The sequence below is a fragment of the Streptomyces sp. NPDC006208 genome, assembly GCF_040613775.1.
GTDB lineage: Bacteria > Actinomycetota > Actinomycetes > Streptomycetales > Streptomycetaceae > Streptomyces.
The window spans coordinates 56,761-77,684 of sequence record NZ_JBEXSW010000007.1 but is presented as its reverse complement, the minus strand read 5'-3'; the positions used below and the strand labels follow the sequence as shown (position 1 = coordinate 77,684).

The following is a 20,924-nucleotide window of genomic DNA, read 5'->3' as shown; positions in this document are numbered from 1 at the left end:
CGACGGCGGCGGCCCGGCACACGCGCCTTACGCGCGCGTGCCGGGCCGCCGCCGTTGCCACGCCCGAGATGCCGGAAATGTTCCCTCGTGTGACGCTGACTTCACCATCTCGGTGACGGCGACTCAGCTTGGGAGGGGGCCACCCGGTGACTCCAAAGCTCCGCGCTCGGTGCGCGATCACTGCTGTCTCGCTCTTCCTGATCACCGTCCCGGTCGCCCACTGCGACGAGCGTTCGGGCCCCGCCCCCGCCGCCGCCCCGACGGCGAAGCCGGCCCCGTCGACGTCCCTCGCCGGGCGTCAGGCCGCGGAGGGGCGACCGCGGCCCGGGCGCGAGATCCCACCCACGCCCTCGCCGCCGGAATCGCTCGCCCCCGAGGACACCCCTCCTGAGGAGGATGCGGCACGCGAGCGGGAGGACCTCGGCGAAGTGGCGGGCACATGGGTGCCGGCGCCGACTTCCAGCACGCCCGCCGCCGCCCGTCACCAGGCCCCCCAGGGCACCACCGCCCCCGTCGGACAGCAGATCTCCCCGCTCTCGCTCGGGGCCGGAATGGCACTCATGGGGCTCGGAATCGGCTTCCTGGGACTGAGGCTGCGGCGCCGCTGACCCTCCCCTCCTCCTCAGGACGGAGGCCGTGAGTCCGTCTGGCGACGGTTGAGGGCCGTCGACATACTCGGTATACATACTGAGTATGTCCATCCGTCACGGGCTACTGGCCCTCCTAGAGCACGGCCCTCGATACGGCTCACAGCTCCGTTCGGAGTTCGAGTCGCGCACCGGCGCGACGTGGCCGCTCAACGTCGGCCAGGTCTACACGACCCTCAACCGCCTGGAACGCGACGGGATGGTCGCCCTGAACGGCGAGGACGAGGCGGGCCATGCGCTGTACGTCATCACCGAGGCCGGGCGCACCGAGCTGAAGACCTGGTTCGAGACGCCCGTGGACCGCAGCAGCCCGCCGCGTGACGAGCTGGCCATCAAGCTCGCCATGGCGGTCGGCGCATGCGGGGTGGACATCCGCGCAGTCATCCAGTCGCAGCGCCACCACACGGTGAAGGCGATGCAGGACTACACGCGTCTGAAGGCCCAGGCGCTCGCGGCCATCGAGAACGGGGGATCGCAGGAGCGCGACGACGTGGCATGGCTGCTCGTGCTGGAGCAGCTGATCTTCCAGACCGAGGCCGAAGCGCGCTGGCTCGACCACTGCGAAGTGCGGCTCATCAGGCTCTCTGCGGCGGCCGGTCGGGGAGCCGGGCACCCGACGGCCGCATCCGCGCCGGCGGCTCCGCCGCAGACTCCGCCGAGCGCACCTCCCGCCCCGCCCCCTGCCACGTCGCACTCGGCATCCCCGTCGGCGCACCCATGGTCGCCGTAGCCACCGCCCGGCGACGCGCACCGACCCGTCCGGCACCTGTTCCGCGATCGCCCTGTCCGGCACCTGTACGAACCCGAACCCATACGTACGACGGACCACGCGGCCTCACCGCCGCACCGGGCCTGGGACCTCGGCGACCGACGACCTGACGGTCTCAGGTTCCTGCGACCTCAAGGCCCACGGTCTCGAGGTCACGTAACGCCACGGCCGCCGCGGCAACGGCGGCCGCACAGGCCGCTCCGCCGCACCCGGCCGACCTGTGTACTCGGCCAACCGGCCCATACGGTCCACCGGCTCATCGAGCCGAACCGGCCGAACGGCCGACCACACCTGTCCGTACAACCGCTCCGCTCGCATGTACGCATCCGCCCAAGGGGGACCCGCTCATGTCCGATCGACAGTCACAGCAGCCACAGCAGTCACGGCAACCCGTGTTGCAACTCCAGGAACTGGCCCGTGTGCACGGCAGCGGCGCCACCGAGGTCCATGCCCTGCGCGGGGTCAACCTCGATGTCTTCCCCGGTGAACTCGTCGCTGTCATGGGCCCCTCCGGCTCGGGCAAGTCGACGCTGCTCACCATCGCCGGCGGTCTGGACACCCCCACGTCGGGGCGGGTGATCGTCGAGAACACCGACATCACGACCGCCGACCGTAAGACGCTGGCCGCCCTGCGCCGCCGCAGCATCGGCTATGTCTTCCAGGACTACAACCTCATCCCGGCCCTCACGGCCGCCGAGAATGTCGCCCTTCCCCGTGAACTCGACGGCATCTCCGCCCGCAAGGCCCGAGGCGAGGCCGTTGCCGCACTCGAGGAGATGGAGCTCGGCCACCTCGCCGACCGCTTCCCCGACGAGATGTCGGGCGGTCAGCAGCAGCGGGTCGCCATCGCCCGCGCGCTCGTCGGCGACCGCCGCCTGGTCCTCGCGGACGAGCCGACCGGCGCGCTGGACTCCGAGACCGGCGAGTCCGTCCTCGCTCTGCTGCGCGCCCGTTGTGACGCCGGAGCAGCCGGCATCCTCGTCACCCACGAGCCCCGCTTCGCGGCATGGGCCGACCGCGTGGTCTTCCTGCGCGACGGAGCCGTCGTCGACCAGACCGTCCGCAGCCAGGCCGACTCGCTGCTCACCAGCCAGGCGGCCGAGCTGTGACGACCTGGTACCACTCCTGGCGCGCCGCGATCCGGATCGCGCGCCGCGACGCCTGGCGCTCCAAGGGACGCAGCTTTCTCGTCCTGGCGATGATCGCCCTGCCCATCCTCGGTGTGAGTGCTGCGGACCTGACGGTGCGCAGCGCCGAACTCTCCACCGAACAGCGCCTGGAGCGGGAGCTGGGCGCCGCAGACGCCCGGCTGTCCGACCCCGACATGGGCGGCGCTCCCGTCCATCAGACACCCGACGGCCAGAGCTACACGCCGGTCGGCGACTTCGACAACAAGCCCTATCCCGAGGGTTCCACCGACGTCACCAAGACGTTGCCGGCGGGATCCAAGTCCCTGACGGACTCCACAGGCCAGGCCAGGCTGCGTACGACACACGGACTGCTGCAGACCGAGATCCGCGAGCTGAAGGCCTCGGATCCGATCGCCCAGGGCATCCTGGCCCTCAAGAGCGGCCGCTTCCCGCAGAAGTCCGACGAGGTCGCCGCCACCACGCACTTCCTCGAGAGCAGTGGCCTGAAGGTGGGCTCCACCGTCACCGCCCGCGGCTTCGACGGCGCATACAAGATCGTCGGCTCGTACGAACTCCCCGACTCGCTGAAGACGGACCAGGTCAACGCCCTGCCCGGCGCACTGATCGCTCCGCTCGACAAGGCGCTGAAGGCCGACGGACTGCCCGGCGTGGACCCGAGCACGACGTATCTGGCGACCGTTTCCGGCGGTTTCACGTGGAACATGGTCAAGGACATCAACGCCAAGGGCGTGACGGTCAGCTCGCGTGCGGTGGCGCTGAATCCGCCCGCCGACTCGGACGTTCCCCTGTACCAGGAAGAGGGCTGGGGCTCGTTCGAGGACAGCACCGCGGCGAAGGCAGCCGCGCTTGCCGCGGTTGCGACTGTTGTCGGCCTCGCGATGCTGGAGATCTGTCTGCTGGCCGGTCCGGCGTTCGCGGTCGGCGCCCGGCGCTCGCGCCGTCAGCTCGGTCTCGTCGGCGCCAACGGCGGTGACCGCCGCCATATTCGCGCCATCGTCCTTGCCGGCGGTCTGGTGATCGGCGTCGCGGCGGCGGTGGTCGGCACGATCCTCGGCCTCATCCTCACCTTCGCGTTGCGGCCGCTGCTCGAGGACTACATGGGCCGGCGTTTCGGCAGCTTCGACGTGCGGCCCCTCGAACTGCTCGGCATCGCGCTGCTCGCAGTGCTCACCGGCCTTCTCGCGGCGATCGTGCCGGCCGTCACCTCGTCCCGGCAGACGGTGCTGGCATCGCTCACCGGGCGCCGCGGTGTCCGCAGAAGCAGCAGGGTGCTGCCCGTGATCGGTCTGATCGCCGTGCTCCTGGGGGCGGGGATCGCGCTCTACGGTTCGACGATGACCGAGCAGTTCGCCATCGTCGCAGGCGGCAGTGCCATCGCCGAGCTGGGCATCGTCGCCCTGACACCCGCGTTGGTGGGCCTGTTCGGCCGGGCCGGCCGCATCCTGCCGCTCTCCCCGCGGCTCGCCCTGCGCGACGCCGTGCGCAACCGGGGGCGTACGGCTCCTGCCGTGGCCGCGGTGCTGGCCGCCGTCGCCGGCACGGTGGCCGTGGCCACCTATGCAGCGAGCCGAGACGCCCAGGGGGCGGCCGACTACCGGGCCTCACTGCCGCACGGGGCGGTATCGGTGATGGTCGAGGAGGCCGGGGGACGGGACGCTCCCTCGGTACGCGGCACCGTGCAGAAGCTGCTGCCCGTGGATGTGCGCGCGGACGTGGACCGCATCACTGTCGGGAAGACCAGCTGCGCGATCTACGACCCGAGCGAGGGCTGTGGCCGCTACGAGGTCGTCGTACCCAAGGCGAACGAATGTCCCCTGTGGGCGGTGGACCCGGCGAACCCGGACGCGGACCCGGCGGAGAAGTTCACGAAGGCCGAGCGCCGCAAACTCGCCGAGGACTGGCGGTGCCAGGAGAGCCAGGTCGGCTCCATCACCGACGGTGGTGTGGTGATCGGCGACGCGAAGCTGCTCACCGTGCTCGGAATCGAGGACCCGGCCGCCGCGAAGGCGCTGGCCGACGGGCAGGTCCTCTCGTTCGACAAGCGCAACGTCGACGGTGCGGGCAAGATCGGCATCCGTGTGGTCACGGACATCGAGGCGGCCGACAGGGCCGCCGAAAAGGGCAAGGAGGCGCCGGGCGAGGTAAAGCGCCTGGCCGCGCACCAGGTCGCAGGGTCACCGAACTCGTACGGCGTGGAAATGATCATGCCGGCCGCCACGGCCAAGGCGTCGGGCTTCACGACGGTTCCGATCGGTGCGTACTTCTCCACCTCGAAGATGCCGACAAGTGAGCAGCGCCAGAAGCTGGACGGCGAGCTCGACAAGGTCGGCTCCTCCGTCTCTCTCCACATCGAGGAGGGCTACACCAGCGAGAACAGCATCATCCTGCTGGCGCTGACCGTCTTCGCGGGACTCGTCACCATCGGTGCGGCCGGTATCGCCACCGGGCTCGCCCAGGCCGACGCCGAGGCGGATCTGAAGACGCTCGCGGCGGTCGGAGCGCCGCCCAGGGTCCGCAGGACTCTGAGCGGGTTCCAGTGCGGCGTGGTGGCCGCCATGGGCGTGGTGCTCGGGTCGGCGGCCGGCGTGCTGCCGGCGATCGGGCTGCGGCTGACCGAACAGCGCCAGGAGATGTCCTGGTACCAGAGGGCGATGGACGAGGGCTGGGGCGGGATGGGCGAGGCGCCTTATGTGCCGATCATCGTGCCCTGGGCGACGCTGGCCGCACTGCTGGTCGCCGTGCCTTTGGGTGCCGCGCTGCTGGCGGCGCTGGTCACGCGCTCCCGAGGCGCTCTGGCCCGCCGCGAGGCGACCTGACCGGCCCCGCCGAGCATTCCGGCTGATTTGTGCCCCTGGGGGAGGGTGGATCACTCTCCTCCGGGGGCACACCGTGTGGTGATGTACATGTGCGAGAGAATGGCGGCATGGAGATGCCGAGGAATGAACGGTCGCAGGAGAGCCCCCACGTCCTCATCGTTGGACAGGACGGGATGGCGCTCAGCGGCGGTGACGGTGACGACGAGTCGCGCGAGGTCCCGGTGACGGAAATGGTCGAACAGCCTGCGAAGGTCATGCGCATCGGCAGCATGATCAAGCAGCTGCTGGAGGAAGTAAGGGCAGCACCTCTGGACGAGGCGAGCCGGGTCCGGCTCAAGGAGATCCACCACAGCTCGGTGAAGGAGCTGGAGGACGGCCTCGCCCCTGAGCTTGTCGAGGAACTCGAGCGTCTCTCCCTCCCCTTCACCGACGAGGCAATTCCGTCCGAGGCGGAACTGCGCATTGCGCAGGCACAGTTGGTGGGCTGGCTGGAGGGCTTGTTCCACGGGATCCAGACGGCGCTGTTCGCCCAGCAGATGGCCGCCCGCGCACAGTTGGAACAGATGCGCCGTGCGCTCCCGCCCGGTGCGCCGCACGACGATGAGGACGGCGGGCAGCACGGAGCGATCCGTTCCGGCCCGTATCTGTAGGCGCACTGCAGAGACGGCGAGGGCCCGGCCCATCGCGGGGTGGGCCGGTCCCTCGTACCTCTGTGGTGTGCGGCTGTTCTGTGTCGTCCGGTTGAGCTCAGGCTCCGGGCGCGATGAGCAGGATCTTGCCGACGTGTGTACCTGACTCCAGCGCCCGGTGGGCCTCTGCCGCGTCCTGCATCGGCACAGCGCGGTCCACGACCGCGCGGACCCGGCCCGCAGCGATCAGGGGCCAGACATGCTCGCGCACGGCCGCGACGATCGCCGCCTTCTCACCGAGCGGGCGCGCCCTCAGCGATGTCGCCGTGATGGCCGCTCGCTTGGTCAGCAGGTTCGCGAGATTCAACTGCCCCTTGATACCGCCCTGGAGGCCGATCACAGCGAGGCGGCCGCTGATGGCGAGCGCCTGCACGTTCCGGTCCAGATACTTCGCTCCGACGATGTCGAGGATGACGTCCGCGCCCGCCCCGTCCGTGGCCTTGCGGATCTCCTCGACGAAGTCCTGCTCGCGGTAGTCGATCAGGATGTCCGCGCCGAGCTCCGCGCAGCGATCCAGCTTGCCGGGGCCACCCGCGGTCACGGCGACCCGCGCGCCGACGGCCTTGGCCAGCTGGATCGCCATGGTGCCGATACCGCTCGCGCCGCCGTGCACCAGCACGGTCTCACCCGGTCGGAGGTGGGCGATCATGAAGACGTTCGACCACACCGTCGAGGTCACCTCGGGCAGCGCGGCGGCCGTGGTCAGATCCATACCGTCCGGTACAGGCAGCAACTGCCCGACGGGTACGGCGACTTTCTGGGCGTAGCCACCGCCCGCCAGCAGAGCGCACACCTCATCGCCGACGGACCACCCCGAAACACCCGGCCCCAGCGCCGCGATCCGGCCCGAGCACTCGAGCCCGGGATACGGAGAGGCACCGGGCGGCGGCTCGTAGAAGCCCTGCCGTTGCAGCACGTCGGCGCGGTTGACGGCGCTGGCCACGACGTCGACGAGGACTTCACCCGCGCCGGGTACGGGATCGGGCACCTCGGCCCAGACAAGGGCATCGGGGCCACCGAATTCGGGAAGCGTGATCGCATGCATGGCGGCGAGGCTACTCCGCGCCGCCGGACGAGAGATCGTTCCGTGCCCGGACAATGGTGATGAGACGGTCCGTGAGCTGTAGTGGGCTGGCCGCCGGGTCGTCGTAACCGAGCAGGCGATGGCCACGGAGCACGCTCACCACGAGATCGTCGGTCTCCCGGACGCTGCGTCCCACCTCGGCCTTTATCACCGGTCGTTCGATGAGGTCGAGGCCGCTGCCCTGCTGGATCAGGTCCTCCATCACCGTGCCGGCACTGGGGCTGAGGACGGACAGGCCCAGCAGCCGTCCGGCCGCACCAGAGCTGGTGATCACCGCATCGGCGCCGGACTGGCGCAGCAACGGCGCGTTCTCCTCCTCGCGGACCGCGGCGACGATTTTCGCGCCACGGTTGAGCTGACGCGCGGTCAAGGCGACCAGTACCGCGGTGTCATCGCGCTGGGGGGCGATGATGATCTGCCGTGCTTTCTGCAATTCGGCACGCATGAGCACATCGCTGCGGGTCGCATCACCGACGACACCCACGAGGCCCTCGGCGTTGGCGGAGTCGATCACCTTGGAGCTCGGGTCGACGACGACGATCTGATCCTTTCTCAGCCCGGTGGCACAGAGTGTCTGCATCGCCGATCGACCCTTGGTGCCGAAGCCGATGATGACGGTGTGCTCGCGCAAGTTGGACCTCCAGCGGTTCAGCCGCCATTCCTCTCGGGTGCGCTCCGTGAGGACCTCGAGAGTGGTGCCGACCAGAATGATCAGAAAGAGCACCCGCAGCGGGGTGATCAGCAGCACGTTGACGATTCGGGCCGTGTCACTGTGGGGCACGACGTCGCCGTATCCCGTCGTGGACAGCGTGACGGTCGCGTAGTAGACGGCGTCGAGGAAGTCGACGCTTCCGTCCGCGTTGTCGTGGTACCCGTCCCGGTCGATGTAGACGAGAAACACGGTGATCGCCAACACGCCGAGGGCCATCAGCAGCCGCTTGCTGACCTGCCGCAAGGGACGCTCGACCACCCGGCGGGGCAGCTTCACCGGGCTGGTGACCAGGTGTTCGTCGGCCTTTCTGGCCATGGCGTCCTGACCGGGAAGTTTCACGTGAAACACCCGCCATGAGCGTTCGAGGGCATCCAGGGGGTCCAGGTCGCCCAGGGCAGATCCAGAACCATCAGCTCGTCACCGGTCCGTGCACCGCCGGGAGGGACGACGGCGAGTCCGTCGGCGGCCGCGATCCCGCGCAGCATGGCCGGCCCGTTGTAGTGCAGCGGGACCAGCCGGTCGTCGCGGTACACGAACGGCACAAGACGGGTGTCATGCGGGTGACCGTGCACCTCGTCGCGTACGGGCGCCCGGTACGGCGCCGGGTCGTGCCCGCCCGCCAGCCCCCGAAGCAGCGGCTCGACGAGCGTGAGCAGCCCCGAGACGGCGGCAAGGGGATTACCGGGCAGTCCTACCAGGTGCTTTCCGGAGGTCAGCTGTGCCAGCAGCATCGGATGCCCGGGGCGTACGGCAACCTGGTCCACCAGCAGCTCGGCGCCCGCCTTCCGCAGCACCGGATGCACATGGTCGACCGGTCCGGCGGCCGTGCCGCCCGTGGTCACCAGCAGATCGGCATCGGACCCCGTCACGGCCGCATGCAGAGCGTCGGCATCGTCCCCGATGCGGCGGGTGGCGATGACCTCGGCCCCCAGCGCGCGCAGCCAGGGAGCGATCATGGGGCCGAGCGCGTCACGGATCAGTCCGTCGTGGGGGAGTCCGGTGGTGAGCAATTCATCGCCGAGCACCAGGACTTCCACGCGTGGCCGGGCGACGGTGAGCAGCTCGTCGTATCCGGCTGCCGCGGCCATCCCGAGAACCGCCGGCGTCACCAGGGAGGCGGTGGGGAGGAGTTGGTCACCGCGGCGGCACTCCTGACCCCTGTGACGGATGTCCTGACCCGGGATCACCTCGCGCTCGCCATACAGGTGATGCTTGGCGCTGTCCACGCGGGCGTGCTCACTGCGGATCACGGCGGTGGTCTCGGGCGGGATCCTGGCGCCGGTGGCGATCCGTACGGCCGTACCGTCGGGCAACGGCTCGTTCTCGCCATGGCCGGCGAGGATCGAGCCGGCGCCCTCGATCGTCCATGGGCCGGGGCCCGCGACCGCCCAGCCGTCCATGGCGGAGGTGTCGAAGGACGGCAGATCACAGAGGGCGGTGAGCGGTTCGGCGAGGACCTGACCGAGCGCATCGCCGAGCTCCACGCGCCGGGTACGGCGTGGTGCGGTGCGCCCGATACGCGCGGCCAGCGCCCGGGCCTCGGGCCAGGGGGTGGCGCGGTGCCGGCGGGTGGCCGGTGCTGTGTCCCCGGCCGCTCCGGGATGTGGGGGTCCACTTGAGGCCGCGGACCGCCCGGTCCGCGAGCCGACCAGCGCGAGAGCCTCCTCCACGCCGTCCAGGTCGGTCCCGTCCGCCCCGTTCGCTTCGGCGCCGGCCGTGTTGCCCGCCTTACCCTCCAGACCGGTCATCCGGCTTCGGCCTCCTCGGCCCAGCGATGGGCGAGCGCGGCGGCCTTGCGGGCGGCCTCGGCGACCGCCTCGGGTCCGCCGTCGGCCTTGGCCGCCGCATAGCCCACCAGGAAGGTGGTGAGCGGCGCGGCGGGGCGCGCGACGCCGTGCGCGGCGTCGCGGGCGAGATCGAGAAGAAGTCCGGTGTCGACGTCCAGCTCGATGCCGAGTTCGTCCTTGACTGCGGTGATCCATTCGTCCAGCACGTTCCCATGCTCTCTGATACGGGCCCGGGCTGCGGAGATGTCCTCCCAGGTGTCGCAGTCGAAGGAGGCGAGCGGGTCGGTCTCGATCCGGGCGACATCGAGTTCGTGGGTCAGCAGACGCAGCGGCAGGCCCGAGAGGCTGCCGTGCTCGGTCGCGAGAAGCGCCAGTTCACGCCGTAGCGACTCCGTGCGGTACGCGGCGACCAGAGGCTGGTCGCGACCGTCGGGATCGGTCAGCAGGACCGCGTCCCGGCCGGCGTCCGCGGCCTCCAGAGTCCCGACGAGCTCGCGCACGGTCCGCTCCCCCAGGAACGGCAGATCGGCCGAGAGCACCAGCACGATCGGGGTCCCGGCCGCGCGCACTCCCGCATCGAGCCCGGCCAGCGGCCCGCCGCCGGGCGGCTCCTCGCGCGCCCATACGACAGGGTGCGCGGTGGCCCGGCGACCGCCGACGACGACGGTGCGCCGGGCGCCACGGCACACCCCGAGCACCCGGTCGAGCAGGGCCCGTCCGCCCACGCGCAGCGCCGGTTTGTCGGCCCCGCCCAGCCGCTCGGCGGCGCCTCCGGCGAGCACGATGGCGTCGTAGGCGGTAATCGCGGTCATCCCTGAAGTATGGGCCGCGATCGTATGGGTGGGGACCCCCGTATCGATCTCTGGTCGGCCGGTCGCCTACAGGGTGCGCAGCAGCACCGAGGGATGCTCCACGCAATCGGCGACATACCGCAGGAACCCGCCCGCCGTGCCGCCGTCGCAGACCCGGTGGTCGAAGGTGAGCGAGAGCTGGACGACCTGGCGTACGGCCAGTTCGCCTTGGTGCACCCACGGCTTCGGCATGATCCGGCCGACGCCGAGCATCGCGGCCTCCGGGTGGTTGATGATCGGCGTGGAGCCGTCGACGCCGAACACTCCGTAGTTGTTCAGCGTGAACGTCCCGCCGGTCAGCTCCGCCGGGGTCAGCGAACCCTGCCGGGCCGCCTCTGTCAGCCGGGCGAATTCGGCGGTGAGCGACTCCGCCGAGCGGCTGTGCGCATCCTTCACGACCGGAACGACCAGACCGCGCTCGGTCTGTGCCGCGAACCCGAGATGCACCTCGGACAGCCGCACGATCTCGCGTGCGTCCAGGTCCACCGTGGAGTTGAGCTCCGGGTACCGGGCGAGCGCGGCGGTACAGATCCGGGCGAGCAGGGCGAGCAGCGAGATCTTCGGCCCGCCCGAGGCGTTCATCGCCGCCCGCGCCGCCATCAGCTCGGTCGCGTCCGCGTCGACCCAGCAGGTGGCGTCGGGGATCTCCCGCCGGCTGCGGGAGAGTTTGTCGGCCACCGCGCCGCGTACACCGCGCAGCGGGACGCGCTCACCCTGGGCACCGCCGGCCGCGGCGGCGGCCGGGGTGGCCTGCGGCGTCACCGGGGCCGCTGTGGCGCGCACGGCCTGCTCGACATCGGCGCGCAGGATCAGACCATCAGGTCCCGAACCGGTCAGCCGGCGCAGGTCGAGGCCGTTCTCGCGGGCGAGCTTGCGCACCAGTGGCGAGATGACGGCCACCGGTCCGCCCTCCGCGCCGTGGCCCGGTGCGAGAACCGGTGCCTGCACCGGTGCGGCCGCAGGCACAGCCAGCGGCGCGGGGGCGGGCGCCGAGACGGCAGTCGCAGGCGCGGCCGGGCGGATACGGCGCCGACGGGCCGCGGGCGCTCCCGTTCCGTAGCCGACCAGCACGTTTCCGGACGACTCCGTCGCGTCAGCCGTCGCGTCACCGGTCGTGGAGGAGCGCGTGGCCGAGGCGTCCGTGGCGGCGGGCGCTCCGGACGGCTCCATGGCCCCCACCGCCACGGTGATCAGGGGGGCGCCGACGGGCAGCTCCGTACCCTCCTCGCCGAAGCGCGCGGTGACCACACCGCCGTACGGGCACGGCACCTCCACCATGGCCTTGGCGGTCTCCACCTCGACGACCGGCTGGTCGATCGCCACGACATCGCCCACGGCCACCAGCCAGCGGACGATCTCCGCCTCGGTCAGCCCTTCGCCGAGGTCCGGCAGCTTGAACTCGAGCACCTGCGCCATCAGCTTTCCGCCTCCCACTGCAGCCGTGCCACCGCGTCGAGCACACGGTCCACGCCCGGCAGATGATGCCGCTCCAGCATCGGCGGCGGATAGGGGATGTCGAACCCGGCGACACGCAGCACCGGCGCCTCCAGGTGGTGGAAACAGCGCTCGGTGACCCGCGCGGCGATCTCTCCGCCGGGGCCGCCGAAGCCGTTCGACTCATGGACGACGACCGCCCGGCCCGTGCGCCGCACGGATGCACAGACCGTCTCGTCGTCGAAGGGAACGAGCGAGCGCAGATCGACCACCTCCAGGTCCCAGCCCTCGGCCGCGGCCGCCTCGGCGGCCTCCATGCAGACGGGGACGGACGGCCCGTAGGTGATCAGCGTGGCGCTGCGGCCGGAGCGGCGCACCACGGCCTTGCCGATGGGCTCGACCGCGGTCGGTGCCTCGGGTGACCACTGCGCCTTGGACCAGTACAGCCGCTTCGGCTCCAGGAAGACCACAGGGTCGTCCGAGGCGATCGCGGCCCGCAGCAGCCCGTACGCGTCGTCCACGGTCGCGGGCATGACGACATGGAGCCCCGGAGTCGCCATGTAGTAGGCCTCGGAGGAGTCGCTGTGGTGCTCCACGCCGCCGATCCCGCCGCCGTACGGCACACGCACGGTGATCGGCATGGGCGTGCCGCCCCGGGTGCGGTTGCGCATCCGGGCGACATGGCTGATCAGCTGCTCGAACGCCGGATAGGCGAAGGCGTCGAACTGCATCTCGACGACCGGCCGCAGCCCGTACATCGCCATGCCGACGGCCGTGCCGAGGATGCCGGCCTCGGCGAGCGGAGTGTCCGTGCACCGGTCGTCGCCGAACTCCTTGGCGAGCCCGTCCGTGACCCGGAAGACGCCGCCCAGAGTGCCGACGTCCTCGCCCATGACATGGACGGTCGGATCCTCTGCCATCGCATCGCGCATCGCACGCTGCAGGGCCTGGGCCATCGTCGCGGGCTTCACCGCGGCCGTGGTCATCGTGCTTCTCCCTCTGCGTCCAGCTCGGCCCGCAGCAGCGCCGCCTGCTCACGGAGCTGGGTCGTCTGCTCGGCGTAGACATGCGCGAACAGGTCCATCGGGTCCAGCGCCGGATCGGCGTTCATCCGCTCGCGCAGAGCGGCGGCCATGGTCTCGGCCGCGTCGGCCGCGGCCTGCTTGGCGTCGTCGTCCAGCAGTCCCCGCTCCGTCAGCTCCCGCTCCAGGAGCTGGATCGGATCGTGCTGCCGCCAGGTCTCGACCTCGCTGTCACCGCGGTAGCGGGTCGCGTCGTCGGCGTTCGTGTGGGCCTCGATGCGGTACGTGATGGCCTCGATCAGGGTCGGGCCGCCGCCCCGCCTGGCGCGGGCCATGGCGTCGCTCAGCACTTCGTGCACGGCGGCCACGTCGTTGCCGTCGACGAGCCGGCCCGGCATGCCGTACCCGACGGCCTTGTGGGCCAGGGAGGGCGCTGCGGTCTGCTTGGCGAGCGGTACGGAGATCGCGAAGCCGTTGTTCTGGACGAGGAAGACGACAGGGGCCTTCCAGACGGCGGCGAAGTTCAGCGCCTCGTGGAAGTCGCCCTCGCTGGTGCCGCCGTCGCCGACCATGGCCAGCGCCACGACGTCGTCGCCCTTGAGACGGGCGGCGTGCGCCAGACCGACGGCGTGGGGCAGCTGGGTCGCCAGCGGGGTGCACAGGGGCGCGATGCGGTGCTCGTGCGGGTCGTAGCCGGTGTGCCAGTCGCCGCGCAGCAGGGTGAGGGCCTGCACGGGGTCGAGTCCGCGTGCCACGGCCGCGAGGGTGTCGCGGTAGCTGGGGAAGAGCCAGTCCTGCTCCTGAAGCGCCAGCGCGGCGGCGACCTCGCAGGCCTCCTGCCCGGTGGTCGACGGGTAGACGGCGAGCCTGCCCTGCTTGGTCAGGGCGGTCGCCTGGGCGTTGTACCGACGGCCGCGGACCAGCTCCGCGTACAGGCGCAGGAGCAGCTCGGGGTCGGCCCCGGCAGCTGCCTCCGTGCCGAGCACGCGATACGGCTCCGGGTCGGGGAGCAGGGGGGCAGGATCGGTGCGGGGCTGCCACGCCGGAGGCGGGGTGGGCCGGTAGGCGGCAGCGGCACCGGGCAGCTCCTGGACCGTCATGCTGCTCTTTCTCAACGCGAGCACCTCCTCGTGGGAGCGACGACGAAAGCAATACGAATGCGGACAACGCATGCGAGGGCGAGGCGGCACGCGTACGGCCCGCCTCACCTACCGATTGTTCGGTCGTGGACGCATTTTGGCTACAGGCGCGGGCAGCCTGTGGACAAACGGTTCTCCACAGCTTCAGATGGAGACAGGTCGTCCATGCGAGGAAGGCGGGGGGACGTGGCAGCTGAACAAATGGCCGAGAACGGGGACCGCGCGGAGCACACGCCGCCGGCCCGCGCGCTCGATGCGATCGACCGGGACATCCTGCGCATGCTCCAGGTGGACGGCCGCGCCTCGATCCGATCCGTGGCCGAGCGGGTGCATGTCTCCCGCGCGAATGCGTATGCCCGTATCAACCGTCTGATCGACGACGGCGTGATCCGCGGCTTCAGCGCGCGCGTCGACCACGAGCGCGCCGGGCAGGGCGCATCCGCCTACATCACGCTCAAGATCGTGCAGAACTCCTGGCGGACGGTGCGCGAGCAGTTGCAGGCACTGCCGGGCGCCGCGCACATCGCACTGGTCAGCGGGGATTTCGACGTCCTGCTGCTGGTGCACACCCCGGACAACCGCACCCTGCGCGAACTGGTCCTGACCAGGCTCCAGGCAATTCCGGAAGTGCTGTCGACCCGCACACTGCTGGTCTTCGAGGAGACCGATCTCGACCCGGTGCCCGGCCCTGTGCCGGGCACGGGGACGGGGACCCGACTCGCCCCGGAGGACGAGCCACTGCCGTAGTTCGCGGGTGAGCCGCCGGTGGTCAAGGAGTGCCTGCCGGTGTGCGGACACGTAGGCCGGCCGGCACCCCCGGCAGTCCGTACCCGCTGCGGCCCAGCAGGCCGTGGCGGTCCCGGCCCAGCAATCGGTACCGGCTCCCGCTCAGGTGTCCGTACGCAGTCCGTCGAAGGCAAGCCGGACGACCGTGTCGGCCACCTGGTCCCCGTCGTGGCTGCCGCCCGGATGCGGGCGGTACCACTCGACGAGCGAGTTCACCATGCCGAACAGCAGACGCGTCGCCAGCCGGATGTCCACATCGGCCCGCAGATCACCGTCAGCCGCCGCCGCCTTCAGCAGGTCGGAGACCCGCTGGTCGAACTCGCGGCGGCGCTCCAACGCCCACCGCTCCGTCTTCGTGTTGCCCCGCACGCGCAGCAGCAGCGTCACGTACGGCAGCTCGGCCATCAGCACCTCGACCGTGCGCCGGGTGACGTACTCGACGCGCTCGATGGCCCGGCCCTGCACGGCGCCCGGCTCCTCGAGGATCGCGAACAGCGCGTCGAGGGCCCGGCTCACGGCGCGGCGCAGCAGTTCCTCCTTGCCCGCCACGTGGTGGTAGATGGAGGACTTGGAGATACCGGCCGCCTTGGAGAGATGCTCCATCGACGTGCCGTCGTACCCGCGTTCGTTGAAGACACCCACGGCGACGGTGAGCAGCGTCTCCGGCGTGTAGGTGTCCCGTCTTGCGGTGGTCATCCGCTCTCCTCCTCGATCGAGGAGAAGGCGCGGCGTGTGGAGCCGGGGCACGGCGCGTACCGCCCGGTGGGATAGCGGTCGTGAAGGGAGCCGAGCACGTCGCAGATCCAGTCGAAGCCCAGCTTCTCGGCCCACTCCAGGGGCCCTGCGGGGTAGTTCACGCCGAGCCGCATCGCGGTGTCGATGTCCTCGGCAGAGGCGACACCGCGCTCGACCGCGTCCACCGCGACATCCGCCAGCATCGCGACCGTACGGGCGACGATCATGCCCGGTACGTCGCCGATGAGGGAGACGTCCTTGCCGAGCGCCTGGAAGAGACCGACGGCCTCCTCGACGGCGCCCGGCATGGTCCTCAAGGTGTCCTGCGAGGCGGTCAGCGCGATCCTGGTCGCCTTTTCGTAGTCCAGGGCGAGATCGAAGTAGACGATGCCGTTCTCGTACTCGAAGGCGGCTTCTCCGTCCACGAGCCGCAGCTGCGCCCCCCCGGGCAGGGCTATGCAGGCCCCCTCGGGCTTGTGGCGGACCTGAATCCCCGCCTGTTCGATCATCCCGGCCAGGGGTTCGGCGGGCCCGAGGTCGCCGTGGACGATCACGCTGCGCGGGGCCGGAGCGGGCGGTTCGGTGTGCGGCCGGGGGCGCTCGGCCCCCTCCGCGTACGAGAACCAGCCGTGGCCCGACTTCCGGCCGTGACGACCCGACTCCACGAGCCGGCGCTGGGCGAGCGAGGGCGTGAACTTCGAGCTCTGGAAGAACGACTCCCACACGGAACGGGTGACCGCCTCGTTGACGTCCTGGCCGATCAGGTCGGTGAGCTCGAACGGGCCCATCCGGAAGCCGCCGCTCTCGCGCAGCACCGCGTCGATGGTGGCGGGGTCCGCGACCCGCTCCTCGTACACGGCGAAGGCCTCCGCGTAGAAGGGCCGGGCGATCCGGTTGACGATGAAGCCGGGGGTGTCGGTGCATCGCACCGGGGTCTTGCCCCATGCCTTCGCGGTCTCGTAGGCACGCGTGGCGGCGCTCTCCTCTGTGGCGAAGCCGCTGACGACCTCGACCAGGGGCAGCAGCGGTGCCGGGTTGAAGAAGTGCAGTCCGACGAAACGCCCGGGCACTCGCAGGGCGCCGCCGATGGCGGTGACGGAGAGCGAGGAGGTGTTGGTCGCGAGCAGGCAGTCGTCGGCGACGATCTTCTCCAGCGCGCCGAAGAGCTCCTGCTTGACCGGAAGCTGCTCGAGGATCGCCTCGATCACAAGGGCAGCGTCGGCGAGCTCGGTGAGTTCGGCGGCGGGAATCAGCCGAGCTCGGGCCGCGTCGCGTTCGGCGGCGGCCAGTCGGCCCTTGTCGACCAGCCGGTCCAGGCGGGCACCGACGGCGTCGGCCGCCTCCGCGGCCCGTCCGGGCGCGGCGTCGTAGAGACGTACGGGATGGCCTGCGACGAGGGCGACCTGGGCGATGCCCTGCCCCATGGTCCCCGTGCCGACCACGGCGACGGTACGACTCTTATCGATGGCGGTCATGGAGGCGATCCTCCCCGATGAGTTTTCCACAGGTTCGACAGGCCCCCTTGTACCGACCGATCGTTCGGTTACTCTAACTCTGTCATTCCTTCCCTGCCCAGCTCGACGAGGAGTTGGTCCGTCATGCAGCTGACCGAGACCCACCGGCCCACGCTCGACCAGGCCCTCGAAGCGATCCGCACGCGCGCCTACTGGTCCCCCCACCCGGAGCACCCCAAGGCGTACGGCGAGAGTGCCCCGGCCGACGGCCTAGCGGCCTTCGAAGCCCTGCGCGGCACCCGCTTCGACCTGGACCAGCCGGGCACGGACGGCTGGACCGGCGGCGAGGTCTCGCCGTACGGCCCGGAGTTGGGTATCGAGTACCCCCACCCCGATCTCGACGTCCTGCTGCCCGCGATGCGCGCGGGGATGGGCGCCTGGCGCGAGGCGGGACCGGAGACCCGGGCCCTGGTCTGCCTGGAGATCCTGGCCAGGATCAGCGCCCGCACCCATGAGTTCGCGCACGCGGTGATGCACACCAGCGGGCAGGCCTTCATGATGGCGTTCCAGGCCGGCGGCCCGCACGCCCAGGACCGCGGCCTGGAGGCCGTGGCCTATGCGTACGCGGAGCAGATCCGTACCCCCGCGGCGGCCGACTGGTCCAAGCCGCAGGGCAAGCGCGACCCTCTCGAGCTGCGCAAGACCTTCACCACGGCGGGCCGCGGCATCGCCCTGGTGATCGGCTGCAACACCTTCCCGACGTGGAACGGCTACCCCGGCCTGTTCGCCTCTCTGGCCACCGGCAACCCCGTCCTGGTCAAGCCGCATCCGCGCGCGGTGCTGCCGCTGGCCCTCACGGTGCGCGTGGCGCGCGAGGTGCTCGCCGAGGCCGGCTTCGACCCGAATCTGGTCGCTCTCGCCGTCGAGGAGCCCGGTGAGGGGATCGCGAAGACCCTCGCCGTCCGCCCCGAGATCAAGATCATCGACTACACCGGCTCGACCGAGTTCGGTGACTGGCTGGAGGCCAACGCCCGCCAGGCATTGGTCTACACGGAGAAGGCCGGCGTCAACACGGTGGTCGTGGACTCCACCGACAACTACAAGGGGATGCTCTCCAACCTGGCCTTCTCGCTGTCCCTGTACAGCGGCCAGATGTGCACCACCCCGCAGAACGTGCTGATCCCCAGGGACGGCATCACCACGGACGCCGGACCCAAGACGTACGACGAGGTGGCGGCCGACCTCGCGGCCGCGGTGGGCGGCCTGCTCGGCGACGACGCCCGGGCGAACGGGCTGCTCGGCGCGCTGGTCAACCCCGATGTGAAGGCCCGCCTCGATGCGGCGACCGACCTCGGCGAGGTGGCCCTCGCATCGCGTGAGGTCGTGAACCCGGAGTTCCCGGGCGCGACCGTGCGGACCCCGGTCATCGTCAAGCTCGACGGCGCCCGCAAGCTCTGGGAGTCGCCGGACGCCGAGGTGGCGTATCTGTCGGAGTGCTTCGGCCCGGTGTCGTTCGTGGTCGCCGTGGACTCCACGGCGGACGCCCTGGATCTGCTGCGGCGTACGGTCCGCGACAAGGGCGCGATGACCGTCGGTGCCTACACGACGTCGGCGGAGACCGAGCGCGCGGTCGAGGATGTCTGTCTGGAGGAGTCGGCGCAGCTCTCGCTGAACCTGACGGGCGGGGTGTACGTCAACCAGACGGCGGCGTTCTCCGACTTCCATGGCTCGGGTGGAAACCCGGCGGCGAACGCGGCGCTGTGCGACGGCGCCTTCGTCTCCAACCGCTTCCGTGTGGTGGAGGTCCGGCGCCAGGCCTGACGGCGTCAGCGCATCTGCCGGTCCCCGGGGGGGGGCGTCCCTGGGGACCGGAGCCGCAGCACCGGGTTTCCTAGGGCCCCCTCCACCCAGCCCTCACCGTGGCCCCGCCTGCGCCGTGGAGGCCTGCGCCGTGGTCCCTGCCACGTGCCCCAGCGCCGTGCTCCCTGCGCGCGGCTCAGCTCGGCTGCGACGGGGGCGGTACGTCCGCATGCCGCTGCACCCAGGCGTGCATCGCGATCGCCGCGGCCGCACCGGCGTTGATCGATCGTGTCGACCCGAACTGGGCGATCGAGCAGACCATCGCCGCGTGCTTACGTGCCTCCTCGGTCAGCCCAGGCCCCTCCTGGCCGAACAGCAGCACACAGCGCCGGGGAAGCTCGGTGCGCTCCAGGGGCACGGCCCCGGGCAGGTTGTCGATCCCGATGATCGGCAGATCCTCGGCGGCGGCCCACTGCGTCAGCGACTCCGTGTCGGGGTGATGGCGCACGTGCTGATAGCGGTCGGTGACCATGGCGCCGCGCCGGTTCCAGCGCCGACGACCCACGATGTGGATCTCATTGGCAAGGAACGCGTTGGCGGTGCGCACCACCGACCCGATGTTGAAGTCGTGACCCCAGTTCTCCACGGCCACGTGGAAGCCGTGCCGCCGCGTGTCCAGGTCGGCGACGATGGCCTCGCGCGTCCAGTACCGGTACTGGTCGACGACATTGCGGCGGTCGCCGTCGGCCAGCAGCTCGGGGTCGTACCGCCGGTCCTGCGGCCAGGGCAGCGGGTGCGGCCCGACGCCGATCTCGGGGCCATAGCCCTCGTCGTACTGGACGGGTTCCTCGGTCATGCTCACCCGACGAGCGTACGGTGCCGGTCGTCGCTCCCCCGCCGGAGCTGCCGTGGGATGTCCACACGCGCGAGGACCCCGGCCCGTCCGCGCGACACCCGTCCGCCGAGCCACAGCAGGAAAGCGGTGGGAAGGAAGACCGCGTCCGCAGCAATCATGGCGAGCGAGAAGAACGGCAGCCCGAGCAGGACCGCGATGGCCGCATGCTCGAGCATCATGCCGACCAGCAGGACGTTCTTGACGCGCCGGTTGAAGAGCGTGAAGGGGAACGCGACCTGCGCGAGGACCGTGCCGTAGGTGAGCAGTGTCACCAGCACGCCGCTGGCCACGAGCAGGTCGGAGAGGGCGGGCCAGGGAGTGAAGTAGTCGAGCTTGAGCGGGTAGTAGAGCGCGGTGCCGTCCTGCCAGCGCGAGCCCTGAATCTTGTACCAGCCGGCGGTCGCGTAGATCAGACAGACCTCGGCCATGATCAGGACAAGGCCCGCGTTGTGGATGAGATTGGCCAGGACGTCGAGGAAGACGCGCGGCTCACTGTCCGCCGCGTGACGCGTCACCACCCACCACACACCCTGGACGATCCACAGCGTCCAGAACAGGGCGAAGAGCCACCACTCACCGCCGACCCGGCCCACGACGGTGCCGATGAAGAGCAGCACACCGAGGACGGTCCACAGGACCGGGCCCATCCGCCCCGCCGCGCTCCGTCCGCCCGAGCGTTCGATCCGCCGGGCGTCCAGGGACCACACCTGTGCACACCGCGTGAGCACCAGATAGATCGCCATGAGGTGGACGACATTGTCACCGCCGTCACCCACGAAGATCGAGCGGTTCTGGAGCGACAGCACGCAGACCATGAAGACCGCGGAGACGGCGCGGGTGTGCCAGCCGAGCATCAGCAGCATGCTCGACAGCACGGATATGCCGTAGACGAACTCGAACCAGAGCCGGCCGTCCGACCACAGGAGCACGGTGAAGGCGTCGTTGCCCGCGATCAGCTGCTCGGCCATGGCATGGCTCCACGGCGCCTCGGGCCCGTAGAGCTGATGCCGGTGCGGCAGCTCGCGCAGCAGGAACAGCAGCCACGTCACCCCGAAGCCGATCCGCACAATGGCACTCTGGTGCGGGCCGAGGGCCGTGGAGGTGATGCGCTGGACGGCGCGGGCGATCTTGTGGGTCTCCGTCCGACCCGATC

General features: G+C 70.7%; 18 protein-coding genes. 7 read left to right on the top strand and 11 right to left on the bottom strand.

The window, feature by feature from the left end:
* The first annotated feature begins 146 nt into the window (after positions 1-146).
* The 5 genes from ABZ208_RS07290 (at position 147) to ABZ208_RS07270 (ending at position 6,033) form a co-directional block, all read left to right on the top strand.
* Positions 147-608, top strand: a complete 462-nt coding sequence (locus ABZ208_RS07290; protein ID WP_356908562.1) for a hypothetical protein — start codon at positions 147-149, stop codon at positions 606-608.
* Positions 609-693: 85 nt separating this feature from the next.
* Positions 694-1,377: a PadR family transcriptional regulator gene (locus ABZ208_RS07285; protein ID WP_356908561.1), complete on the top strand. Its 684-nt coding sequence runs from the start codon at positions 694-696 to the stop codon at positions 1,375-1,377.
* 386 nt (positions 1,378-1,763) lie between these two features.
* A complete protein-coding gene (locus ABZ208_RS07280) occupies positions 1,764-2,525 on the top strand; it encodes an ABC transporter ATP-binding protein (protein ID WP_356908560.1) in 762 nt (253 codons plus the stop codon).
* Positions 2,522-5,383 carry an ABC transporter permease gene (locus tag ABZ208_RS07275; RefSeq protein ID WP_356908559.1) on the top strand — a complete coding sequence of 954 codons (2,862 nt, stop codon included), beginning with the start codon at positions 2,522-2,524 and terminating at the stop codon, positions 5,381-5,383. The genes ABZ208_RS07280 and ABZ208_RS07275 overlap by 4 nt, the downstream gene beginning before the upstream one ends.
* A gap of 107 nt (positions 5,384-5,490) precedes the next feature.
* Positions 5,491-6,033: a bacterial proteasome activator family protein gene (locus tag ABZ208_RS07270; RefSeq protein WP_328398691.1), complete on the top strand. Its 543-nt coding sequence runs from the start codon at positions 5,491-5,493 to the stop codon at positions 6,031-6,033.
* Positions 6,034-6,130: 97 nt separating this feature from the next.
* Here the strand turns inward: ABZ208_RS07270 and ABZ208_RS07265 are convergent, their stop codons facing one another.
* The 7 genes from ABZ208_RS07265 to pdhA form a co-directional block, all read right to left on the bottom strand.
* Complete coding sequence (locus ABZ208_RS07265; RefSeq protein ID WP_356908558.1) at positions 6,131-7,117, bottom strand: NAD(P)H-quinone oxidoreductase; 987 nt, start codon at positions 7,115-7,117, stop codon at positions 6,131-6,133.
* 10 nt (positions 7,118-7,127) lie between these two features.
* Positions 7,128-8,252, bottom strand: coding sequence for a potassium channel family protein (locus ABZ208_RS07260; protein WP_356908682.1), 1,125 nt, complete (start codon positions 8,250-8,252; stop codon positions 7,128-7,130).
* Positions 8,204-9,616, bottom strand: a complete 1,413-nt coding sequence (locus ABZ208_RS07255; protein ID WP_356908557.1) for a molybdopterin molybdotransferase MoeA — start codon at positions 9,614-9,616, stop codon at positions 8,204-8,206. Before ABZ208_RS07255 ends, ABZ208_RS07260 begins: the two co-directional genes overlap by 49 nt.
* The gene (locus ABZ208_RS07250; protein ID WP_356908556.1) at positions 9,613-10,467 is read right to left on the bottom strand and encodes an NTP transferase domain-containing protein; all 855 of its coding nucleotides are present in this window, start codon (positions 10,465-10,467) and stop codon (positions 9,613-9,615) included. The genes ABZ208_RS07255 and ABZ208_RS07250 overlap by 4 nt, the downstream gene beginning before the upstream one ends.
* A gap of 66 nt (positions 10,468-10,533) precedes the next feature.
* On the bottom strand, positions 10,534-11,922 hold the full coding sequence (locus ABZ208_RS07245; RefSeq protein ID WP_356908555.1) for a dihydrolipoamide acetyltransferase family protein: 1,389 nt from the start codon (positions 11,920-11,922) through the stop codon (positions 10,534-10,536).
* The gene (locus tag ABZ208_RS07240) at positions 11,922-12,926 is read right to left on the bottom strand and encodes an alpha-ketoacid dehydrogenase subunit beta (protein WP_356908554.1); all 1,005 of its coding nucleotides are present in this window, start codon (positions 12,924-12,926) and stop codon (positions 11,922-11,924) included. The genes ABZ208_RS07245 and ABZ208_RS07240 overlap by 1 nt, the downstream gene beginning before the upstream one ends.
* Positions 12,923-14,062, bottom strand: coding sequence for a pyruvate dehydrogenase (acetyl-transferring) E1 component subunit alpha (gene pdhA / locus ABZ208_RS07235; protein ID WP_356908681.1), 1,140 nt, complete (start codon positions 14,060-14,062; stop codon positions 12,923-12,925). Before pdhA ends, ABZ208_RS07240 begins: the two co-directional genes overlap by 4 nt.
* Positions 14,063-14,302: 240 nt before the next feature.
* On the opposite strand from pdhA, the gene ABZ208_RS07230 reads away from it, so the two are divergent.
* On the top strand, positions 14,303-14,848 hold the full coding sequence (locus tag ABZ208_RS07230; protein WP_356908680.1) for an Lrp/AsnC family transcriptional regulator: 546 nt from the start codon (positions 14,303-14,305) through the stop codon (positions 14,846-14,848).
* Positions 14,849-14,989: 141 nt separating this feature from the next.
* On the opposite strand, the gene ABZ208_RS07225 is transcribed toward ABZ208_RS07230, so the two are convergent.
* Both ABZ208_RS07225 and ABZ208_RS07220 read right to left on the bottom strand, forming a co-directional pair.
* On the bottom strand, positions 14,990-15,583 hold the full coding sequence (locus tag ABZ208_RS07225) for a TetR/AcrR family transcriptional regulator (protein WP_328398703.1): 594 nt from the start codon (positions 15,581-15,583) through the stop codon (positions 14,990-14,992).
* Complete coding sequence (locus tag ABZ208_RS07220) at positions 15,580-17,097, bottom strand: 3-hydroxyacyl-CoA dehydrogenase (protein ID WP_356908553.1); 1,518 nt, start codon at positions 17,095-17,097, stop codon at positions 15,580-15,582. Before ABZ208_RS07220 ends, ABZ208_RS07225 begins: the two co-directional genes overlap by 4 nt.
* Positions 17,098-17,220: 123 nt before the next feature.
* On the opposite strand from ABZ208_RS07220, the gene paaN reads away from it, so the two are divergent.
* Positions 17,221-18,897 carry a phenylacetic acid degradation protein PaaN gene (gene paaN / locus ABZ208_RS07215; RefSeq protein ID WP_356908552.1) on the top strand — a complete coding sequence of 559 codons (1,677 nt, stop codon included), beginning with the start codon at positions 17,221-17,223 and terminating at the stop codon, positions 18,895-18,897.
* Positions 18,898-19,072: 175 nt separating this feature from the next.
* Here paaN and ABZ208_RS07210 read toward each other — a convergent pair whose 3' ends face one another.
* Positions 19,073-19,732 carry a TrmH family RNA methyltransferase gene (locus ABZ208_RS07210; RefSeq protein WP_356908679.1) on the bottom strand — a complete coding sequence of 220 codons (660 nt, stop codon included), beginning with the start codon at positions 19,730-19,732 and terminating at the stop codon, positions 19,073-19,075.
* Positions 19,733-19,734: 2 nt separating this feature from the next.
* Complete coding sequence (locus tag ABZ208_RS07205) at positions 19,735-20,898, bottom strand: HTTM domain-containing protein (protein ID WP_356908678.1); 1,164 nt, start codon at positions 20,896-20,898, stop codon at positions 19,735-19,737.
* Positions 20,899-20,924 lie beyond the last annotated feature (26 nt).

Excerpts from the sequence above, each read along its gene's own strand:
- ABZ208_RS07285 (WP_356908561.1), top strand. The coding sequence starts at position 694 with ATGTCCATCCGTCACGGGCTACTGGCCCTCCTAGAGCACGGCCCTCGA.
- ABZ208_RS07280 (WP_356908560.1), top strand. The coding sequence starts at position 1,764 with ATGTCCGATCGACAGTCACAGCAGCCACAGCAGTCACGGCAACCCGTG.
- ABZ208_RS07270 (WP_328398691.1), top strand. The coding sequence starts at position 5,491 with ATGGAGATGCCGAGGAATGAACGGTCGCAGGAGAGCCCCCACGTCCTC.
- ABZ208_RS07265 (WP_356908558.1), bottom strand. The coding sequence starts at position 7,117 with ATGCATGCGATCACGCTTCCCGAATTCGGTGGCCCCGATGCCCTTGTC.
- ABZ208_RS07255 (WP_356908557.1), bottom strand. The coding sequence starts at position 9,616 with ATGACCGGTCTGGAGGGTAAGGCGGGCAACACGGCCGGCGCCGAAGCG.
- ABZ208_RS07250 (WP_356908556.1), bottom strand. The coding sequence starts at position 10,467 with ATGACCGCGATTACCGCCTACGACGCCATCGTGCTCGCCGGAGGCGCC.
- ABZ208_RS07245 (WP_356908555.1), bottom strand. The coding sequence starts at position 11,922 with ATGGCGCAGGTGCTCGAGTTCAAGCTGCCGGACCTCGGCGAAGGGCTG.
- ABZ208_RS07240 (WP_356908554.1), bottom strand. The coding sequence starts at position 12,926 with ATGACCACGGCCGCGGTGAAGCCCGCGACGATGGCCCAGGCCCTGCAG.
- pdhA (WP_356908681.1), bottom strand. The coding sequence starts at position 14,062 with ATGACGGTCCAGGAGCTGCCCGGTGCCGCTGCCGCCTACCGGCCCACC.
- ABZ208_RS07230 (WP_356908680.1), top strand. The coding sequence starts at position 14,303 with ATGGCCGAGAACGGGGACCGCGCGGAGCACACGCCGCCGGCCCGCGCG.
- ABZ208_RS07225 (WP_328398703.1), bottom strand. The coding sequence starts at position 15,583 with ATGACCACCGCAAGACGGGACACCTACACGCCGGAGACGCTGCTCACC.
- ABZ208_RS07220 (WP_356908553.1), bottom strand. The coding sequence starts at position 17,097 with ATGACCGCCATCGATAAGAGTCGTACCGTCGCCGTGGTCGGCACGGGG.
- paaN (WP_356908552.1), top strand. The coding sequence starts at position 17,221 with ATGCAGCTGACCGAGACCCACCGGCCCACGCTCGACCAGGCCCTCGAA.
- ABZ208_RS07210 (WP_356908679.1), bottom strand. The coding sequence starts at position 19,732 with ATGACCGAGGAACCCGTCCAGTACGACGAGGGCTATGGCCCCGAGATC.